This is a genomic window from Streptomyces achromogenes, assembly GCF_030816715.1.
In the GTDB taxonomy this organism is placed as follows: Bacteria; Actinomycetota; Actinomycetes; order Streptomycetales; family Streptomycetaceae; genus Streptomyces; species Streptomyces achromogenes_A.
Genome location: NZ_JAUSYH010000001.1, coordinates 5291705 through 5307033 on the forward strand (window position 1 = coordinate 5291705; position 15329 = coordinate 5307033).

The window sequence follows — 15329 nt, forward strand, 5'->3', positions numbered from 1 at the left end:
GCGCCTCGGACACCCGTACGGCCCATCCGGATCCCCGTACCGCCCCGGATGCGCGTACCGCTCCGGATGCGCGTACGGCCATCGAGACCGTCTTCCGTCTGGAGTCGCCCCGGGTCATCGCCGCCGTCGCCCGACTCGTGCGGGACGTCGGCGTCGCCGAGGAACTGGCGCAGGACGCCCTGGTCGCCGCGCTGGAGCAGTGGCCGCGCGACGGAGTGCCGGACCGTCCCGGCGCGTGGCTGACCACCACCGCCCGCCGCCGTGCCGTCGACCTGATCCGCCGGCGCGAGACCCACTCCCGCAAGCTCCAGGAGATCGGCCGCGACCTGGAGACCACGACCGCCCCGCCCGACGAGCCCGCCGACCCCGACGACATCGACGACGACCTGCTCCGGCTCGTCTTCACCGCCTGCCATCCGGTGCTCTCCGCCGAGGCCCGCGTCGCCCTCACCCTGCGTCTGCTGGGCGGCCTGAGCACATCCGAGATCGCCCGCGCCTTCCTGCTCCCCGAGCCGACGGTCGCCCAGCGGATCGTGCGCGCCAAGAAGACCCTGGCGACCAGGAACGTCCCCTTCGAGGTGCCGTACGGCCCCGACCGCGAGGCCCGGCTCGGTTCCGTCCTCGACGTCATCTACCTGATCTTCAACGAGGGGTACGCGGCCACCGCCGGCGACGACTGGCTGCGCCCGGCGCTGTGCGAGGACGCCCTGCGGCTGGGCCGGCAGCTGGCGGCGCTGATGCCGAAGGAGCCCGAGGTCCACGGCCTCGTCTCGCTGCTGGAGTTCCAGGCGTCCCGGACGGCCGCCCGCACCGCCCCCGACGGCACGCCCGTCCTGCTGAAGGACCAGGACCGCCGGCGCTGGAACCGCATGCTGATCGCGCGCGGCATCACCGCCCTCGACCGGGCCCGGAGCCTGGCGGCGGGGGCGGCCCCGGGCACGTACGCCCTCCAGGCCGCCATCGCGGCCTGCCACGCGCACGCGTACACGTACGACGACACCGACTGGGCGGCCATCGCCACCCTGTACGGGCTGCTGGCGGCCCGGTTCCCCTCCCCGGTGGTCGAGTTGAACCGCGCGGTCGCCGTCTCGATGACCGAGGGCCCGGCGGCCGCCCTGGCCATCGTCGACGCCCTGACGGCCGAACCCGCCCTGCGGGAGTACCACTTGCTGCCGAGCGTCCGCGCCGACCTCCTGTCCCGCCTCGGCCGCACCGCGGAGGCCCGCGCCGAGTTCGAACGGGCCGCTGCGCTGACGGCCAGCGAGCGCGAACGCCGCCTCCTGCTGCACAGGGCGGCGGCCCCGGACTGACGGCCGCGCGGGCCGCCCCGACGACAGACGTCCCGACGGGCGGTTCGGCGGACGTCCCGACGGGCGGCCCGACCGTTGTCAGGCGGTGGCGGGCCTCCCGATCAGCATGGTCGGAGCGCCCGCCACCCGTGTGAGGAACACCGTCACCGCCGCGGAGCCCTGCGGCTTGGGAAGCACCTTCTTGCGCAGCTCCTCCGGCTCCACCGCAGACCCCCGCTTCTTCACGGTCAGCACGCCCACCTCCCGCTCCCGCAGCAACGCCTTCAACTTCTTGACGCCGAAGGGGAGTTGATCGGTGATCTCGTAGGCGGTGGCGTACGGCGTGGGGCGCAGTTCGTCGGCCGTGACGTAGGCGATCGTCTCGTCGACGAGCCCGCCGTCGAGCTCCCGGGCCACGTCGGCGACCAGATGGGCCCGGATGACGGCGCCGTCGGGTTCGTACAGATACCGCCCGACCGGCCGCACGTCCGGGTCGGGCAGGCCGGCCCCGAGCAGGGTGCGCGGCCCCGGCAGCAGAGTCGCCCGGACGGCTCCCGGCTCGGCGGTCCCGAACCACAGCACGGCCTCCTTCACGTCCCCGCCGTCCGAGATCCACTCGGCCTCGGCCTCGGCCGGGATCGCCTCGTGCGGCACCCCGGGCGCGATCTTGAGAGCGGCGCGCGGGGCGGCGAGGGCGGCCGCGACCGCCCACGACAGGGGAGGCGAGTACGCCTCGGGATCGAAGATGCGGCCGCGTCCGCCCCGGCGCGCCGGATCCACGAAGACGGCGTCGTAGCCGCCGGTGTCCACCTCGGTGACGTCCGCCTCCCGTACCTCGATCAGCTCGCTCAGCCCGAGCGCCTCGGCGTTCGCCCGCGCCGCCTCGGCCGCCGCCGGGTCCCGGTCCACCGCCAGCACCCGGATGCCGGCGCGGGCGAGGGCGATCGCGTCTCCGCCGATCCCGCAGCACAGGTCGGCGACGGAGGTCACGCCGAGCGCCTTCATCCGCTCGGCCCGGTGGCCGGCGACGCTCGCCCGCGTCGACTGCTCCACCCCGTTCGGCGTGAAGAACATCCGCTCCGCGTCCCGCGCCCCGAACTTCACCGCCGCCCGCTGCCGCAGCCGGGCCTGCCCGAGGGCCGCGGAGACCAGGTCGGCGGGATGTTCACGGCGGAGCCGGGTGGCGACGGCGAGTTCGTCGGCGGGCGCGGTGCCGCGCACCGCGTCGAGGAGGGCGCGGCCCTCGGGAGTGCGCAGGGGGGCGAGGTCGTTCACCGGGTCATTGTGGGCCAGTCGGTGGACAGCGCGCCTCGGGCGGCGGTGTCGGACCGGGTTCGCCGAGGGCGACTGCGAAGATCCGGCGCCATGGGACCTGTCGTACAAAATGACATGAACGGCCTCGACGGGCCGGCCCGCCGCCCCCGCACGGAATCCCACCCCGGCGCGGAATCCCACCCCGGCGCGGAAGTTCGCCGCCGTACGGGAGCCCGCCCCGGCATGCGAACCCGACCCCGTGCGGAGTCCCGGCGCCTTACGGGAGCCCAGCCCCGGGCGGGGATCCGCAGCCGCCAGGGAACCCGCAGCGCCGGAACCCGCAGCGCCGGAACCCGCAGTGCCGGGATCCTCAGCGCCGGAATCGGCAGCGTCGGGACCCGCGCCGGGAGATTCAGAGGCCTCGTCGCCGTGCTCGCCCTGGCCGCCGTCGCGTCGGGCTGCGCGGGAGGGGGCGACGGCCGTACGACCCGTCCCGCGCCCGGGCAGCAGCCGAAGAAGGTGCCGCCGCCGGTGGCCGCGCCCGCCCGCGCCCTGTACGGCTACGCCGCCCGGCTCCGCGCCGCCCACCAGGCCCGGGTCGCCGCGGCCGGACACTGGGGTCTGAGGAAGGTCCCGCTGACGCCCCCGGCGCCGCCCGCGCGCAAACCGGAGATCACCACCCGCAAGGGCTTCGAGGTCGACGACCACGAGGAGCTCGGTCTCCCGCCGGTCTTCACCAGGGTCCCCACCGAGGACAGGGTCGTCTTCCTCACGATCGACGACGGCGCCGAGAAGGACCCGGCGTTCCTGCGCATGATGAGCGAGCTGAAGATCCCGTACACCGCCTTCCTCAGCGACTACCTGATCAAGGACGACTACGGGTACTTCAAGGAGATGCAGGACCGGGGGGCGGCCCTGAACAACCACACGCTCCACCACCCCTACCTCCCGGCCCTCTCCTACGCCCGTCAGAAACACGAGATCTGCGGGATGCAGGAGGTGATCCGCAAGCGATACGGCACCCGCCCCGCCCTCTTCCGGCCGCCCTTCGGCAACTACGACCAGGACACCCTGCGCGCCGCGAAGAGCTGCGGCGTGCGCTACGCCCCGCTCTGGGACGAGGAGGTCTTCGTCGACCACTGGGAGTACCGCGAGGGGGACCGGGACCTGCACCCCGGCGACATCGTCCTGAGCCACTTCCGGGGCCGGGGCGAGTGGAAGGGCACGATGCCCGACCTGGTCCGCCGGTTCCTGGACAAGGTCACCGCGAAGGGCTACGCGGTGGCCCGTCTGGAGGACTACCTGTGAAGGCGCGACGAAAGGGCGCGGGACCGGCGGCCGTCCCGGCCGTCCTCCTCGCCGCGCTGGCCGCGCTCGTCCTGACGACCCTGAGCGGCTGCGCCCAGTCCGTCGACCCGATCGAACGGCTGGGCAGGAAGGCCGCGGCCCGGGTCCACCCGGCCGGCCCGGCCGCCGGACAGCCCGCCTACCGCCGCTGGGGTCTGACGGCCCCCCTGGCCCCCGCCCCGGCCCACCCGGCCCGCTCCCTGGCCGGCAGCCCCGGAACGGCCCTCCCGCCGGTCGTGGACCATGTCCCGACCGCCGACAGGGTCGTCTTCCTCACCTACGACGACGGCGCCGAACGCGATCCCCGATTCGTCGACATGGTCCGCGAACTGCGTCTGCCGGTCAGCATGTTCCTCACCGACAGCGTGATCGGTCCCGGCTACGGCCGGCTGGCCCGGCTGCAGTCGGTCGGGGCCGGCATCCAGAACCACACCCTGGACCACCCGGCCCTGCGCGGCCTGCCCTATGCCGGCCAGCGCGCCGAGATCTGCGGCCAGCAGGACAAGCTGCGCGCCCGTTTCGGCCTGCGCCCCCGCCTCCTCCGCCCGCCCTACGGCGCCTACGACGCCACCACCCGGCGCGCCGCCGCCGACTGCGGTATCGCGGCCGTCGTCCTCTGGCGCGCCTCGATGGGCCCCACCGCCCTCACCTACGCCCACGGCCCCCACCGCCTCCACCCCGGCGACGTCATCGCCGTGGCCCCGGACGAGACGACGGCCCCGGACCTGCGGGACCGGACGACGCGGCTCCTGCGCCAGATCCAGCAGGAGCACCTGACGGTGGCCCGCCTGGAGGACTACGTCTAGGCCTCCTGCACAGCGCCGGGGGCGACCCGAGTCGGGCAGGCATGCGTCGGCGAGTACGAGGGGTCGGGAAAATCAGCCCGTCCGGCGATTGAGGACGAGGCCTGTCCAGGGCCGAAGCGGGGGCCCGGGGGCAGCGGCCCCCGGTGCGGGCCCACACGAACACCGGGCAACGAGGACGCTCACGTGAGCGAAAAGTGGGCCGACGCGCCGCGGGCATTGGCACTCCGCTTGACCGAGTGCTAATCGCGGTCATAGTCTCGGGTCTGGCACTCCCCACCGGAGAGTGCCAAACGCGACGGGCAGGTCCGGCACCCGCGACGACGGATCCACCTGGTCGCCACCTCAGACAGTTAGCCCCGTGAGATCTCCGAAGGGGGAGGTCGGATCGTGACGACCACCAGCTCCAAGGTTGCCATCAAGCCGCTCGAGGACCGCATTGTGGTCCAGCCGCTCGACGCCGAGCAGACCACCGCCTCTGGCCTGGTCATCCCGGACACCGCGAAGGAGAAGCCCCAGGAGGGCGCTGTCCTCGCGGTGGGCCCGGGTCGCTTCGAGAACGGCGAGCGCCTGCCGCTCGACGTCAAGGTCGGCGACGTCGTCCTGTACAGCAAGTACGGCGGCACCGAGGTGAAGTACAACGGCGAGGAGTTCCTCGTCCTCTCGGCTCGCGACGTGCTCGCGATCATCGAGAAGTAATTCACCCAGTTTTGCAGTGAACTGCGCTCCTGGCCCCGCGTGTTTGTGAAGCCGGGTGCCGGGGGCGCAGTTCGTTTCTCCCACTTTTTCCGAGAGGGCTGAACCGCTCCCATGGCGAAGATCCTGAAGTTCGACGAGGACGCCCGTCGCGCCCTCGAGCGCGGCGTCAACAAGCTTGCCGACACGGTCAAGGTGACGATCGGCCCCAAGGGCCGCAACGTCGTCATCGACAAGAAGTTCGGCGCCCCCACCATCACCAACGACGGTGTCACGATCGCCCGCGAGGTCGAGCTCGAGGACCCGTACGAGAACCTCGGCGCGCAGCTGGTGAAGGAGGTGGCGACCAAGACCAACGACATCGCGGGCGACGGTACGACCACCGCCACCGTGCTCGCCCAGGCGCTGGTGCGCGAGGGCCTGAAGAACGTCGCCGCGGGCGCGTCCCCGGCCGCCCTGAAGAAGGGCATCGACGCCGCCGTCAAGGCCGTGTCCGAGGAGCTCCTCGCGACCGCCCGCCCGATCGACGACAAGGCGGACATCGCCGCCGTCGCCGCGCTGTCCGCGCAGGACACGCAGGTCGGCGAGCTCATCGCCGAGGCGATGGACAAGGTCGGCAAGGACGGCGTCATCACCGTCGAGGAGTCCAACACCTTCGGTCTGGAGCTGGACTTCACCGAGGGCATGGCCTTCGACAAGGGCTACCTGTCGCCGTACTTCGTGACGGACCAGGAGCGCATGGAGGCCGTCCTCGAGGACCCCTACATCCTCATCAACCAGGGCAAGATCTCCTCGATCGCCGACCTGCTGCCGCTGCTCGAGAAGGTCATCCAGACCAACTCCTCCAAGCCGCTGCTGATCATCGCCGAGGACCTCGAGGGCGAGGCGCTCTCCACCCTCGTCGTCAACAAGATCCGCGGCACCTTCAACGCGGTCGCCGTCAAGGCCCCGGGCTTCGGTGACCGCCGCAAGGCGATGCTGCAGGACATGGCCGTCCTCACCGGCGCCACCGTCATCTCCGAGGAGGTCGGCCTCAAGCTCGACCAGGTCGGCATCGACGTGCTGGGCTCGGCCCGCCGCGTCACCGTCACCAAGGACGACACCACCATCGTCGACGGCGGCGGCAGCTCCGAGGACGTCGTGGGCCGCATCGGCCAGATCAAGGCCGAGATCGAGAACACGGACTCCGACTGGGACCGCGAGAAGCTCCAGGAGCGCCTCGCGAAGCTGGCCGGCGGCGTGTGCGTGATCAAGGTCGGCGCCGCCACCGAGGTGGAGCTGAAGGAGAAGAAGCACCGTCTGGAGGACGCCATCTCCGCGACCCGCGCCGCGGTCGAGGAGGGCATCGTCTCCGGTGGTGGCTCCGCGCTGGTCCACGCCGTCAAGGTCCTCGAGGGCAACCTCGACAAGACCGGCGACGAGGCCACCGGTGTCGCGGTCGTCCGCAAGGCCGCCGTCGAGCCGCTGCGCTGGATCGCCGAGAACGCGGGCCTCGAGGGCTACGTCATCACCTCCAAGGTCGCCGAGCTCGACAAGGGCCAGGGCTTCAACGCCGCGACCGGCGAGTACGGCGACCTGGTCAAGGCCGGCGTCATCGACCCGGTCAAGGTCACCCGCTCCGCCCTGGAGAACGCCGCCTCCATCGCCTCCCTCCTCCTGACGACCGAGACCCTCGTCGTCGAGAAGAAGGAAGAGGAGGAGCCGGCCGCCGGCGGTCACGGCCACGGCCACTCCCACTGACCCAGGTCAGCCCCCGCAACACACCGAGGCCCGGCCCCCGTTCCACCGGGGCGCCGGGCCTCGGCGCGTGCACGGCCCTGTGTCGTGGCCCTCCGTCAGCCACCGTGCCGAACGAGGAAGCGGAAGCCCAGGCGAGGAGCGGTACGAGCCGGGGGTCCTACGGGCAGTGAGCTGTCGGACTCCAGTGAGCCCTGGGACAGGAGATGAATCGCTCCTTGGCCGCCCGTCGACCGGATGCCGCGCCTCCTCCTGCTGGAGTTCAAATCGCCATCTACAGGGCGGAGTTCACGTGATGTATAAATACGATATGACGGTCTACAAGAAGGTTTTCCTTCTCGTTGTCGCGGTGGCCGCCCTGGTGGCTGTCGTGTTTCTGACGGCTCGTGCCGTCGGCGGGAACCTGGACGAGGCGGACCAGATGGCGAGCGTCGTGGGAGCGGTGGCCTCCGTCGCCGCCCTTGTGGTGTCGGTGTGGCAGTTCCTGCCGACGCAGGCTCAGAGTGTCGTGGCCAGCGACGACGGCGTGGCGGCCGGACGGAGCGCTACCACCGTCTCCGGCGCGAGGAACAAGGTCAGGATCGGGCGCGGTGGTACGTCCGCGGGTGGACCGATCCACGCCCGCGGCAGGGGAGTGGCGGCCGGTGGGCGCGTCATCGTCGTCAAGGGCGACGAGATCGAGGTGACGTGAGCGGAAAGAACGGCGGCTTCGGGGGGAAGAACCGCGGCCCCCGGGTGCGCGCGGGAAAGGGGACGGCGGGCGGACGCGACGCCGTTTACAACAGGGGCGACAACGCGCACTTCAACTTCGCGTCCCCTGCTCGGGACATCCTCTTCGGCGTGACGCTGCTGGTCGTGATCGCAGGCGGCCTCACCATGCTCTGGCTGTCGGGAAACAGCGATGCGGATCACCGGGACGACGCGGCCCCGGTCTCCCCGACGACCGCGAGAGCCGAACCCCGCCGGACCCCGAGCGCGGGTCCGTCCACCGGTCCGCCCAGCCTCGCACCGGTCAGGCCGTCGCGGACCTCGGCTCCCCCCTCCCCGACACCCGCCCCGGCTGCCCTGTCGGGTGAGGACGAATCGGCTCCGCTGCCCGACTGCCGTGCGGTCGGCGAGGGCGGAGTGGCACTGACGCCCTCGGAACTACAGGTGCGGGACACGGGAGAGCTGTCGGCGCGCGTGAACTGTGAGACGAAGGCGGGGGAGCACCTGTACTACATGGTGCGCATCGACAACATCATGAACCCCGGGATGCAGGCGAAAACCGGTTTCTACCTCAAGGGAGAGCTGTTCGCGAAGAACGTGCCGGAGCAGATCGACGTGGATCTGCGCCACGCGGAAACTGGATCCATCCGCTACGGCTTCGTCCAACTTCTCCGCGATGACGAATACGCCCGGCTCAAGAAGGAGTCGGAGGCGAACGAAGGGGTCATCGCGGCACTGCCCCGGAGCAGTGTGACCGTTTCCGGCGAGGCGCGCGTCACCCGGAGCTCGTGAGCGAGGCGGTCCGGCGCGCGCACCCCCTCGCCGTGGCGCAGGGCCGTGTCCGGCGGGTCTCGTGGATCCGCCGGACACGGCCGGAGTGTGCGATGTGCTCCCGCTTCTACCGGGCTCCCGCCTCCACCGGCGGGTGGGAGGAGGGCGGGTTGGGAGCGGTGTCGGGCGCGGACGGCCGGTTGTCCCGGAGCGAGGTCGGTGAGGCGAACTCGTAGCCGGACCAGACGTCACCGCCGCGCCAGGCGAAGCCGTCCCAGACGTAGGCCGAGGCGATCGTCCCGTAGTAGCCCGTCCCGCAGGACTGCCAACCGCCCCAGTCGTACACCTGCTCAGGGCCGTACGGTCCGGGGAACTCGCCGCCCGCCTGTCCCGTGGCGCCGTACTTCCAGGGGCTGCTGCGGCACACCGCCCAGGCGGAGCCGTTCCACCGGTAGACGGTTGCCCGCGCGGCGGCCCAGCCGTCGGGCTTGGCCTGGCCGGTCCAGCACCCTCCTTGGTTCAGTGCGTAGGTGTCCGCGTAAGCGAGATTGCCGGACAACGTGCCGGGTCGTCTGTGATCGATGCCCGCGGTTCCCTGGACGCACAGGCCGGCGTTGTTGTACACGGTCACCCTGGTGGCCCAGGTCCAGGCGTGTGCCGGTTGGGCCCAGACCGCGGCCATCATCAACGCGACGAACGCGCACAACGCGGCTTTCATGGTCAGGCGGAGCATTGCCATGGTGTCTCCGTTCCTCGATTCGCCTGCGAACCGGGATCCGTGGGCCGTTCCCGGGCCCACCAGTCCGCGGAAGCCGCCGGTGCCGCGAGCGGATCGGGGTGATCCGTCGGACGGCACGATCGGGTACGGCGGCCGTGGTGGTGGTCGGAGTCGGTCGGAACAGCGCTGACCGGCGGATGCGCGGCGGATGCGCTGCGGATGTGGGACATGGCGGCCGGCGTACTCACGGCCCCACGGGATGAGATGTGTTGTCGGGACTGCGAACGAGATCGCCCCGAGTGGGTGAGTCCCGGTCGGCTCACCGCATTCCACGATAGGCGATGCGGGCACCCCTCGCTTGTCGGCGCCGCCCACCTCCGTCCACCCACCCCCCGTCGACCCACCCCTCGGCGGATCCCGGCCCTGCCCGCACCGGCAGCCGCCGGGGCCCTGCCCGCACCGGCAGCCGCCGGGATTTGGCAGGTCCTGCGCGCCGTGGCTCGCGGGCGGCGACGGGAAGTGCCGGAATCCGCGCGGAGGCAGGGGAGTTGGGGAACCGGCGGCACAGGGCCTGCCGTCCGTCAGTTCTCCAGCGCGTCCAGCGCTCCCAGTTGGGCCATCAGGCCGAGGCGGTCGTACTGCCACCAGCCCTCGGCGATCCGGCCGTCGTCGTCGAACCGGAAGACGGTCGTCCCGGTCATGGTGACCTCCCGGCCGGTGGGCGCGAGGCCCATGAACTCACCGTGGTGCGTCCCCTCGAACGTCCAGCGGGTGCACACGCGGTCGTCCTCGGAGATCTGGTCCTCGACGGTGAAGGTGACGTCGAAGCCGCCGCGCCACATCTCGACCTCGCGCCGCATCGCGTCCATGCCGATCGTGTCCTGCACGTTGGCCGGATCATGGTCGTGGTAGTCCTGCGCCAGCAGGCCGTCGAGCGGTGCCAGCTCGCCCGGGGCGGCCACCGTCTCGAAGAGCCGCCGCGCCGTCGCCGCGCACAGCCGCTCGTCCCGCACCACGTCGAGATCGGTGAAGGTGGGCATCTCGTCGCACAGGGCCACCAGTTCCTGGAAGACCTTGCCGGTCTCCGGAAGGTTCGAGTTCCGCATGGCCTCCTCGAACGAGGGGAACTCCACGATCTCGATGAAGTGCGAGGCGTCGGAGCGGTCCTTGCCGACCACCGCGTGCGTGGCGGTCCGCTTCCCCTTGGTCTGCTCGACCCATGTGTCCATCAGCCGGTCCATCTCGTCGAACCGGCTGGTCCTGCAGTCGATGAGCTGTACGAACGTCATGACGTCGCCTCCGGCCCCCCTGGATCCGGTGTTCGGACACGCCCATCTTCCCACCGGAGCGCCGACGCCACCCGCCCGCGGGCCCGTTACTGCGGCCCGTACTTGCGCCCCGTCCGCGAGCTGACGCCGCCCAGCAGCGACCGCGGGGTCACCTTCACCAGCCCCATCAGCGCCTTGTAGCGCGGGTCGGGGATCGACACCGACTTCCCGCGCGCCAGGTCCTGCAGCGCCGCCGCGACCAGTTTGTCCGCGTCCAGCCACATCCAGCCGGGGATGTTGTCCGTGCCCATCCCGGCCCGCTCGTGGAACTCCGTGCGCACGAAGCCCGGGCACAGGGCCATCAGCCGCACGCCGGTCCCGGCCAGGTCCTTCGCCGCGCCCTGCGTGAACTGCACGACCCACGCCTTGGACGCCCCGTACGTCCCGCGCGGTACGAACGCCGCCACCGAGGCCACGTTGACGACGCCGCCGCGCCCACGCTCCCGCATCGTGGCCGCCGCCGCGGACGTCAGCCGCAGCACCGCCTCGCAGTGCACCTTGAGCATGGTCAGCTCGTCCGCCATGGAGACGTCGAGATAACGGCCCTTGTTGCCGAAGCCGGCGTTGTTGACCAGCAGGTCGACGGGCTTCTTGCGGTCGCCGAGCCGGACGGCCACCGCTTCGATGCCCTCGTCCGTCGACAGGTCGGCCGTCAGCACCTCCGCCTCGATGCCGTGCCGGTCGTGCAACTCGGTCGCCTGCTCGCGCAGCCGCTTGGTGTCCCGTGCGACGAGGACGAGATCATGCCCGTCCGCCGCCAGTCTGCGGGCGAACGCGGCACCGATGCCCGCGGTCGAACCCGTGATGAGAGCCGTTGTCATGACAGAAGGTTAGTGACCCGGAGCGGGTCCGTCCGCTCTCTGCACGCCGCCTCCCGAAGGTGAAGGCCGCGTGAGCGCCGCCCACCCGGAAGGTCTCACTCTCCGTGCCGCGCCAAATACTTCCGGGCCGCGGCCAGCGTCTCCGGATGCAGGGCCTCGCCCGCCGCGAGCATCCTGGGCAGCAGCTCCCGGTGGGTGGTGACGGCCTGGAACTGCATGCGGGCCGTCACCTCGTGATCCGGCAGGTGGACGATCTCCACCGCGTCCCCCGCGCGGATCTCACCCGGCACGATCACCCGCAGGTACGCGCCCGTGGCCGCCCTCTCCGTGAATCGCCGGACCCAGCGCCGCTCACCCAGGTGCCCCTGGAAGGTGAGGCACGGTATGCGCCCTGCGCTCACCTCCAGCACCACCTCGGAGCCGATCAGCCAGCGCTCGCCGATCCGCGCGCCGGACACGTCGAGCCCCGTCGTGGTGAGGTTCTCGCCGAACGCGCCGGCGGCCAGCGTGCGCCCCAGTTCACGCTCCCATGCGTCGAGGTCCTCGCGCGCGAAGGCGTACACCGCCTGGTCGTCGCCGCCGTGATGACGCAGGTCGCACACCGTGTCCCCGGCCAGGCCGCTCGCGCCGACGCCCTTCGGCCCGGGCGCGGACACCCGCACGGGACCGTCGACCGGCCGCTTGTCGATGCCGGTCAGGCCCTCGGGCTGGTCGGTGTAGGGCACGGCCGTCGGGCGGCCCAGATTGACGGACAGAAGCCTCATGGCTGCACGATAGGCGAGCAGACATCAAAGTGTCGACGCATTATTCGTCCGGAAACCCAAGGCTCCCTTATGCTCAGCTTATGATCGAGGCACGTCATCTCCGCGTCCTGCGCGCCGTCGCCGCCACCGGCTCCTTCTCTGCGGCCGGGCGGGAACTGGGCTGCACCCAGCCGGCCGTCAGTCAGCAGATGAAGGCCCTGGAGGCGTCCGTCGGCACCCCGCTGCTGATCCGCAGCGGCCGTGAGATGCGGCTGACCCAGGCGGGCGAGGCCCTCGTCCGGCATGCGGCCGGGATCCTGTCGGGCCTCACCGCGGCGGAGGAGGAGGTCGCGGCCATCGCCGGCCTGCGCGCCGGCCGGGTCCGCCTGGTGTCCTTCCCCAGCGGCAGCTCCACCCTCGTTCCGACCGCCCTCGCCGCCCTGCGCGCCGCCCACCCCGGCACCCGCGTCTCCCTCGAGGAGGCGGAGCCGCCGCAGTCGGTGCGACTGCTGCGCGAGGGCGACTGCGACATCGCCCTCGCCTTCCGCTACGAACGCGCCGCCCCCGGCGGCGCGCACAGGCGAGGCTCCGGCCCGCTCGGCTTCGACAGGGTCGGCTCCGGCCAGGTCCGTCCGGGCGGCCTCGGTCCCGGGGACTCCGGCGACGACGAATGGGCCGACCTGGTCGTACGGCCGCTGCTGAAGGACCGTCTGGTGGCCCTCGTTCCCGAGCGGCACCGTCTCGCTCGCACCGGATCCTCGGACACCGTGGCCATCGGCGACCTCGCCGCCGAGCCGTGGATCGCCGGCTGCCCCCGCTGCCGCGGACAGCTGGTGCAGGTGTGCGAGAGCGCGGGCTTCACGCCCCGCATCGACTTCGCGACCGACGACTATCCGGCGGTGGTCGGCCTGGTCGGAGCCGGTCTGGGCGTCGCCGTCCTGCCCCAGCTCGCGATCGACTCCGTGCGCCCCCGCGGCGTCCGGGCGCTGACGCTGGAACCGGCGGTGCGGCGGGAGATCGTCGCTCTCACCCTGCCCGACCTGGCCCACGTACCGGCGGTGACGGCCACCCTGGAGCAGCTGGGGCGCGCCGCGGCCCCCTCATGACGTCGTCGATCCAAGGAAGCCGGTCCTAAGGAAGCCGGTCCTAAGGAAGCCGGTCCCAAGGAAGCCGGTCCCAAGGAAGTCGATCCCAAGGAAGCCGGTCAAAGAAGGCGATGAAGGAAACGGCGGGCACGCGCATGGGCCCGCCGTTTCTGAAGAAACGTTCCTTCATGTGTTCGAAGCGGTGTCTCTCGCGCCCGACGACGCCGAGACCAGGCGGTTGCGCGCCCGCCCCATGAGCTCCTCGCGCTCGTCCTCGGTCAACCCGCCCCACACGCCGTACGGCTCGCGTACCGCCAGCGCGTGCGCCGCGCACTGCGCGCGGACCGGGCACCTCATGCAGACCTCCTTGGCCGAGTTCTCTCGAGCGCTCCGAGCCGCCCCGCGCTCGCCCTCCGGATGGAAGAAGAGCGAGCTGTCCACTCCGCGGCAGGCAGCGAGGAGCTGCCAGTCCCACAGATCCGCGTTCGGTCCGGGAAGGCGGGAGAAATCTGCCATTGCGTGACCCCTTGTAGCCGTTCAGAGCGGATACCGTGCCCACGACCGTACAACTACGATCTAAGGAGATGAAAATATGACTCATTGCGAATCTAGCCTCAGACACCAGTAAAAGGGAAGAAATAGGGCCAAACGGGCGTCGCTTGTGATGAAAGCTTGAGGGTCCGTGCGGCTGACTGCTCTGTGTCCGCGCCCTCACGTAGAGTGCCGAAGAATGCACGCAGCCCCGTAACTCTTTCGAGTGACCATCGTTGAGTGTGCGGTGGCGGTTGGAGAAGACAAACGCTCGGGCAGGCGTCCGAGACGGTCGACCGCACAGGTGACGATTTCGTACCAGCCTGGAGGCACAAGGTGACGCGCATCAGCTGCGGAGGGCGGCCATGACTTCCGTCCTCGTCTGCGACGACTCCCCGCTTGCCCGAGAGGCGCTCCGCCGCGCGGTCGCGACCGTGCCCGGCGTCGAGCGCGTGACGACGGCGGCCAACGGCGAGGAAGTCCTCCGCCGCTGGGGGGCCGACCGCTCGGACCTGATTCTGATGGACGTGCGCATGCCCGGACTGGGCGGCGTCGAGACCGTACGGCGGCTGCTGTCCGCCGACCCGGGCGCCCGCATCATCATGCTGACCGTCGCGGAGGACCTCGACGGCGTGGCCCTCGCGGTCGCGGCCGGGGCCCGCGGCTATCTGCACAAGGACGCCTCGCGCGCGGAACTGCGGGCGACCGTCACCCAGGCCCTCGCCGACCCCACCTGGCGGCTCGCCCCGCGGCGGCTGCGCTCGGCCGAGATGGGTGCGGCGCCCACGCTCACCGCGCGTGAGATCCAGGTCCTCGAAGGCATGAGCCACGGCCGCTCCAACGCGGAGATCGGCCGTGAGCTGTTCCTCTCCGAGGACACCGTCAAGACGCACGCCCGACGGCTGTTCAAGAAGCTCGGCGCGTCGGACCGCGCACACGCGGTGGCCCTCGGCTTCCGGTGGGGCCTGGTCCGCTAGGACAGGCCCCGGCCGTCGCGACCCGGGCCCTGGTCGCGGCCGGTCTCGCGACTCCGGACCGGCGGCTCCACGGCCGTGGTCGGGTCGGCGGGTTCCCGGCCCCGGATCGGTCGGCTCGCACCTTCGACCGGACCGGCCTCGCAGTTTCGACCGGCGGCTCCACGGCCTTCGAGTCGTCCGGCTGCACGGCTTGGCTTCAGGGCCTTCGGCCCGACGGCTCACCGCTCGGCTTCACAGCCGTCGGTCGGCGGTCCGGACCGGTCGCGGGTGACATCGGTCATTTCACTGAGGGGAGTGGCTCATGAGCGAACCTCCCTGGTCAGGGGTGGCCCGGAGGCCGGATGAGACGTCCTCCCGCCGTGCCGCAGGCGGGCGCGGCGAGGGGTCCCGGCGGACGCCCGCTGCTCGTTTCGCCGCGGATGCCGCATCCTTGAGGTGTGGAGTTCCTCGGGGACGAGTCGGTCGAGCGGAAGGGGAGGGCGCAGGGGATGACTTCCGGTGCACCTGCTCATAACGCTTCG

15 protein-coding genes are annotated in these 15329 nt (G+C 71.6%); 9 read left to right on the forward strand and 6 right to left on the reverse strand.

All coding sequences use genetic code 11. The features are described 5' to 3' along the window. The first annotated feature begins 80 nt into the window (after nucleotides 1-80). Entirely contained in the window at nucleotides 81-1310 is a 1230-nt protein-coding gene (locus tag QF032_RS23960; RefSeq protein ID WP_307060349.1) for an RNA polymerase sigma factor, read from the forward strand. Between the two features lie 78 nt (nucleotides 1311-1388). On the opposite strand, the gene QF032_RS23965 is transcribed toward QF032_RS23960, so the two are convergent. After that, nucleotides 1389-2564, reverse strand: a complete 1176-nt coding sequence (locus QF032_RS23965; protein ID WP_307045325.1) for a class I SAM-dependent methyltransferase — start codon at nucleotides 2562-2564, stop codon at nucleotides 1389-1391. Between the two features lie 222 nt (nucleotides 2565-2786). Between QF032_RS23965 and QF032_RS23970 the strand changes: the two genes are divergently transcribed. The 6 genes from QF032_RS23970 to QF032_RS23995 all read left to right on the forward strand — a co-directional run bounded on the left by QF032_RS23970 (nucleotide 2787) and on the right by QF032_RS23995 (nucleotide 8626). Continuing rightward, nucleotides 2787-3851, forward strand: coding sequence for a polysaccharide deacetylase family protein (locus tag QF032_RS23970; RefSeq protein WP_307057435.1), 1065 nt, complete (start codon nucleotides 2787-2789; stop codon nucleotides 3849-3851). Beyond that, a complete protein-coding gene (locus QF032_RS23975; protein ID WP_373430375.1) occupies nucleotides 3848-4696 on the forward strand; it encodes a polysaccharide deacetylase family protein in 849 nt (282 codons plus the stop codon). Before QF032_RS23970 ends, QF032_RS23975 begins: the two co-directional genes overlap by 4 nt. A gap of 387 nt (nucleotides 4697-5083) precedes the next feature. Next, on the forward strand, nucleotides 5084-5392 hold the full coding sequence (groES, locus tag QF032_RS23980; RefSeq protein ID WP_057584642.1) for a co-chaperone GroES: 309 nt from the start codon (nucleotides 5084-5086) through the stop codon (nucleotides 5390-5392). Between the two features lie 111 nt (nucleotides 5393-5503). Beyond that, nucleotides 5504-7129, forward strand: coding sequence for a chaperonin GroEL (gene groL, locus QF032_RS23985; protein ID WP_307045326.1), 1626 nt, complete (start codon nucleotides 5504-5506; stop codon nucleotides 7127-7129). Nucleotides 7130-7436: 307 nt separating this feature from the next. After that, on the forward strand, nucleotides 7437-7817 hold the full coding sequence (locus QF032_RS23990) for a hypothetical protein (RefSeq protein ID WP_307045327.1): 381 nt from the start codon (nucleotides 7437-7439) through the stop codon (nucleotides 7815-7817). Next, a complete protein-coding gene (locus tag QF032_RS23995) occupies nucleotides 7814-8626 on the forward strand; it encodes a hypothetical protein (protein WP_307045328.1) in 813 nt (270 codons plus the stop codon). Before QF032_RS23990 ends, QF032_RS23995 begins: the two co-directional genes overlap by 4 nt. Before the next feature lie 106 nt (nucleotides 8627-8732). Here QF032_RS23995 and QF032_RS24000 read toward each other — a convergent pair whose 3' ends face one another. The 4 genes from QF032_RS24000 to QF032_RS24015 form a co-directional block, all read right to left on the reverse strand. Next, nucleotides 8733-9344 carry a hypothetical protein gene (locus tag QF032_RS24000; protein ID WP_307057438.1) on the reverse strand — a complete coding sequence of 204 codons (612 nt, stop codon included), beginning with the start codon at nucleotides 9342-9344 and terminating at the stop codon, nucleotides 8733-8735. 560 nt (nucleotides 9345-9904) lie between these two features. After that, on the reverse strand, nucleotides 9905-10612 hold the full coding sequence (locus tag QF032_RS24005) for an ester cyclase (protein ID WP_307045329.1): 708 nt from the start codon (nucleotides 10610-10612) through the stop codon (nucleotides 9905-9907). An 86-nt stretch (nucleotides 10613-10698) separates the two neighbouring features. Further along, the gene (locus tag QF032_RS24010) at nucleotides 10699-11472 is read right to left on the reverse strand and encodes an SDR family NAD(P)-dependent oxidoreductase (protein ID WP_057584638.1); all 774 of its coding nucleotides are present in this window, start codon (nucleotides 11470-11472) and stop codon (nucleotides 10699-10701) included. 95 nt (nucleotides 11473-11567) lie between these two features. Beyond that, on the reverse strand, nucleotides 11568-12236 hold the full coding sequence (locus tag QF032_RS24015; RefSeq protein ID WP_307045330.1) for an MOSC domain-containing protein: 669 nt from the start codon (nucleotides 12234-12236) through the stop codon (nucleotides 11568-11570). Between the two features lie 80 nt (nucleotides 12237-12316). Between QF032_RS24015 and QF032_RS24020 the strand changes: the two genes are divergently transcribed. Further along, nucleotides 12317-13321: a LysR family transcriptional regulator gene (locus QF032_RS24020; protein WP_307057439.1), complete on the forward strand. Its 1005-nt coding sequence runs from the start codon at nucleotides 12317-12319 to the stop codon at nucleotides 13319-13321. A 165-nt stretch (nucleotides 13322-13486) separates the two neighbouring features. Here the strand turns inward: QF032_RS24020 and QF032_RS24025 are convergent, their stop codons facing one another. Then, entirely contained in the window at nucleotides 13487-13816 is a 330-nt protein-coding gene (locus tag QF032_RS24025) for a WhiB family transcriptional regulator (RefSeq protein WP_057584636.1), read from the reverse strand. A 380-nt stretch (nucleotides 13817-14196) separates the two neighbouring features. On the opposite strand from QF032_RS24025, the gene QF032_RS24030 reads away from it, so the two are divergent. After that, nucleotides 14197-14808 carry a response regulator transcription factor gene (locus QF032_RS24030; protein ID WP_003948568.1) on the forward strand — a complete coding sequence of 204 codons (612 nt, stop codon included), beginning with the start codon at nucleotides 14197-14199 and terminating at the stop codon, nucleotides 14806-14808. The last annotated feature ends 521 nt before the right edge of the window (nucleotides 14809-15329 follow it).

Excerpts from the sequence above, each read along its gene's own strand:
- QF032_RS23970 (WP_307057435.1), top strand. The coding sequence starts at position 2,787 with ATGCGAACCCGACCCCGTGCGGAGTCCCGGCGCCTTACGGGAGCCCAG.
- groL (WP_307045326.1), top strand. The coding sequence starts at position 5,504 with ATGGCGAAGATCCTGAAGTTCGACGAGGACGCCCGTCGCGCCCTCGAG.
- QF032_RS23990 (WP_307045327.1), top strand. The coding sequence starts at position 7,437 with ATGACGGTCTACAAGAAGGTTTTCCTTCTCGTTGTCGCGGTGGCCGCC.
- QF032_RS24000 (WP_307057438.1), bottom strand. The coding sequence starts at position 9,344 with ATGGCAATGCTCCGCCTGACCATGAAAGCCGCGTTGTGCGCGTTCGTC.
- QF032_RS24005 (WP_307045329.1), bottom strand. The coding sequence starts at position 10,612 with ATGACGTTCGTACAGCTCATCGACTGCAGGACCAGCCGGTTCGACGAG.
- QF032_RS24010 (WP_057584638.1), bottom strand. The coding sequence starts at position 11,472 with ATGACAACGGCTCTCATCACGGGTTCGACCGCGGGCATCGGTGCCGCG.
- QF032_RS24015 (WP_307045330.1), bottom strand. The coding sequence starts at position 12,236 with ATGAGGCTTCTGTCCGTCAATCTGGGCCGCCCGACGGCCGTGCCCTAC.
- QF032_RS24020 (WP_307057439.1), top strand. The coding sequence starts at position 12,317 with ATGATCGAGGCACGTCATCTCCGCGTCCTGCGCGCCGTCGCCGCCACC.
- QF032_RS24025 (WP_057584636.1), bottom strand. The coding sequence starts at position 13,816 with ATGGCAGATTTCTCCCGCCTTCCCGGACCGAACGCGGATCTGTGGGAC.
- QF032_RS24030 (WP_003948568.1), top strand. The coding sequence starts at position 14,197 with ATGACTTCCGTCCTCGTCTGCGACGACTCCCCGCTTGCCCGAGAGGCG.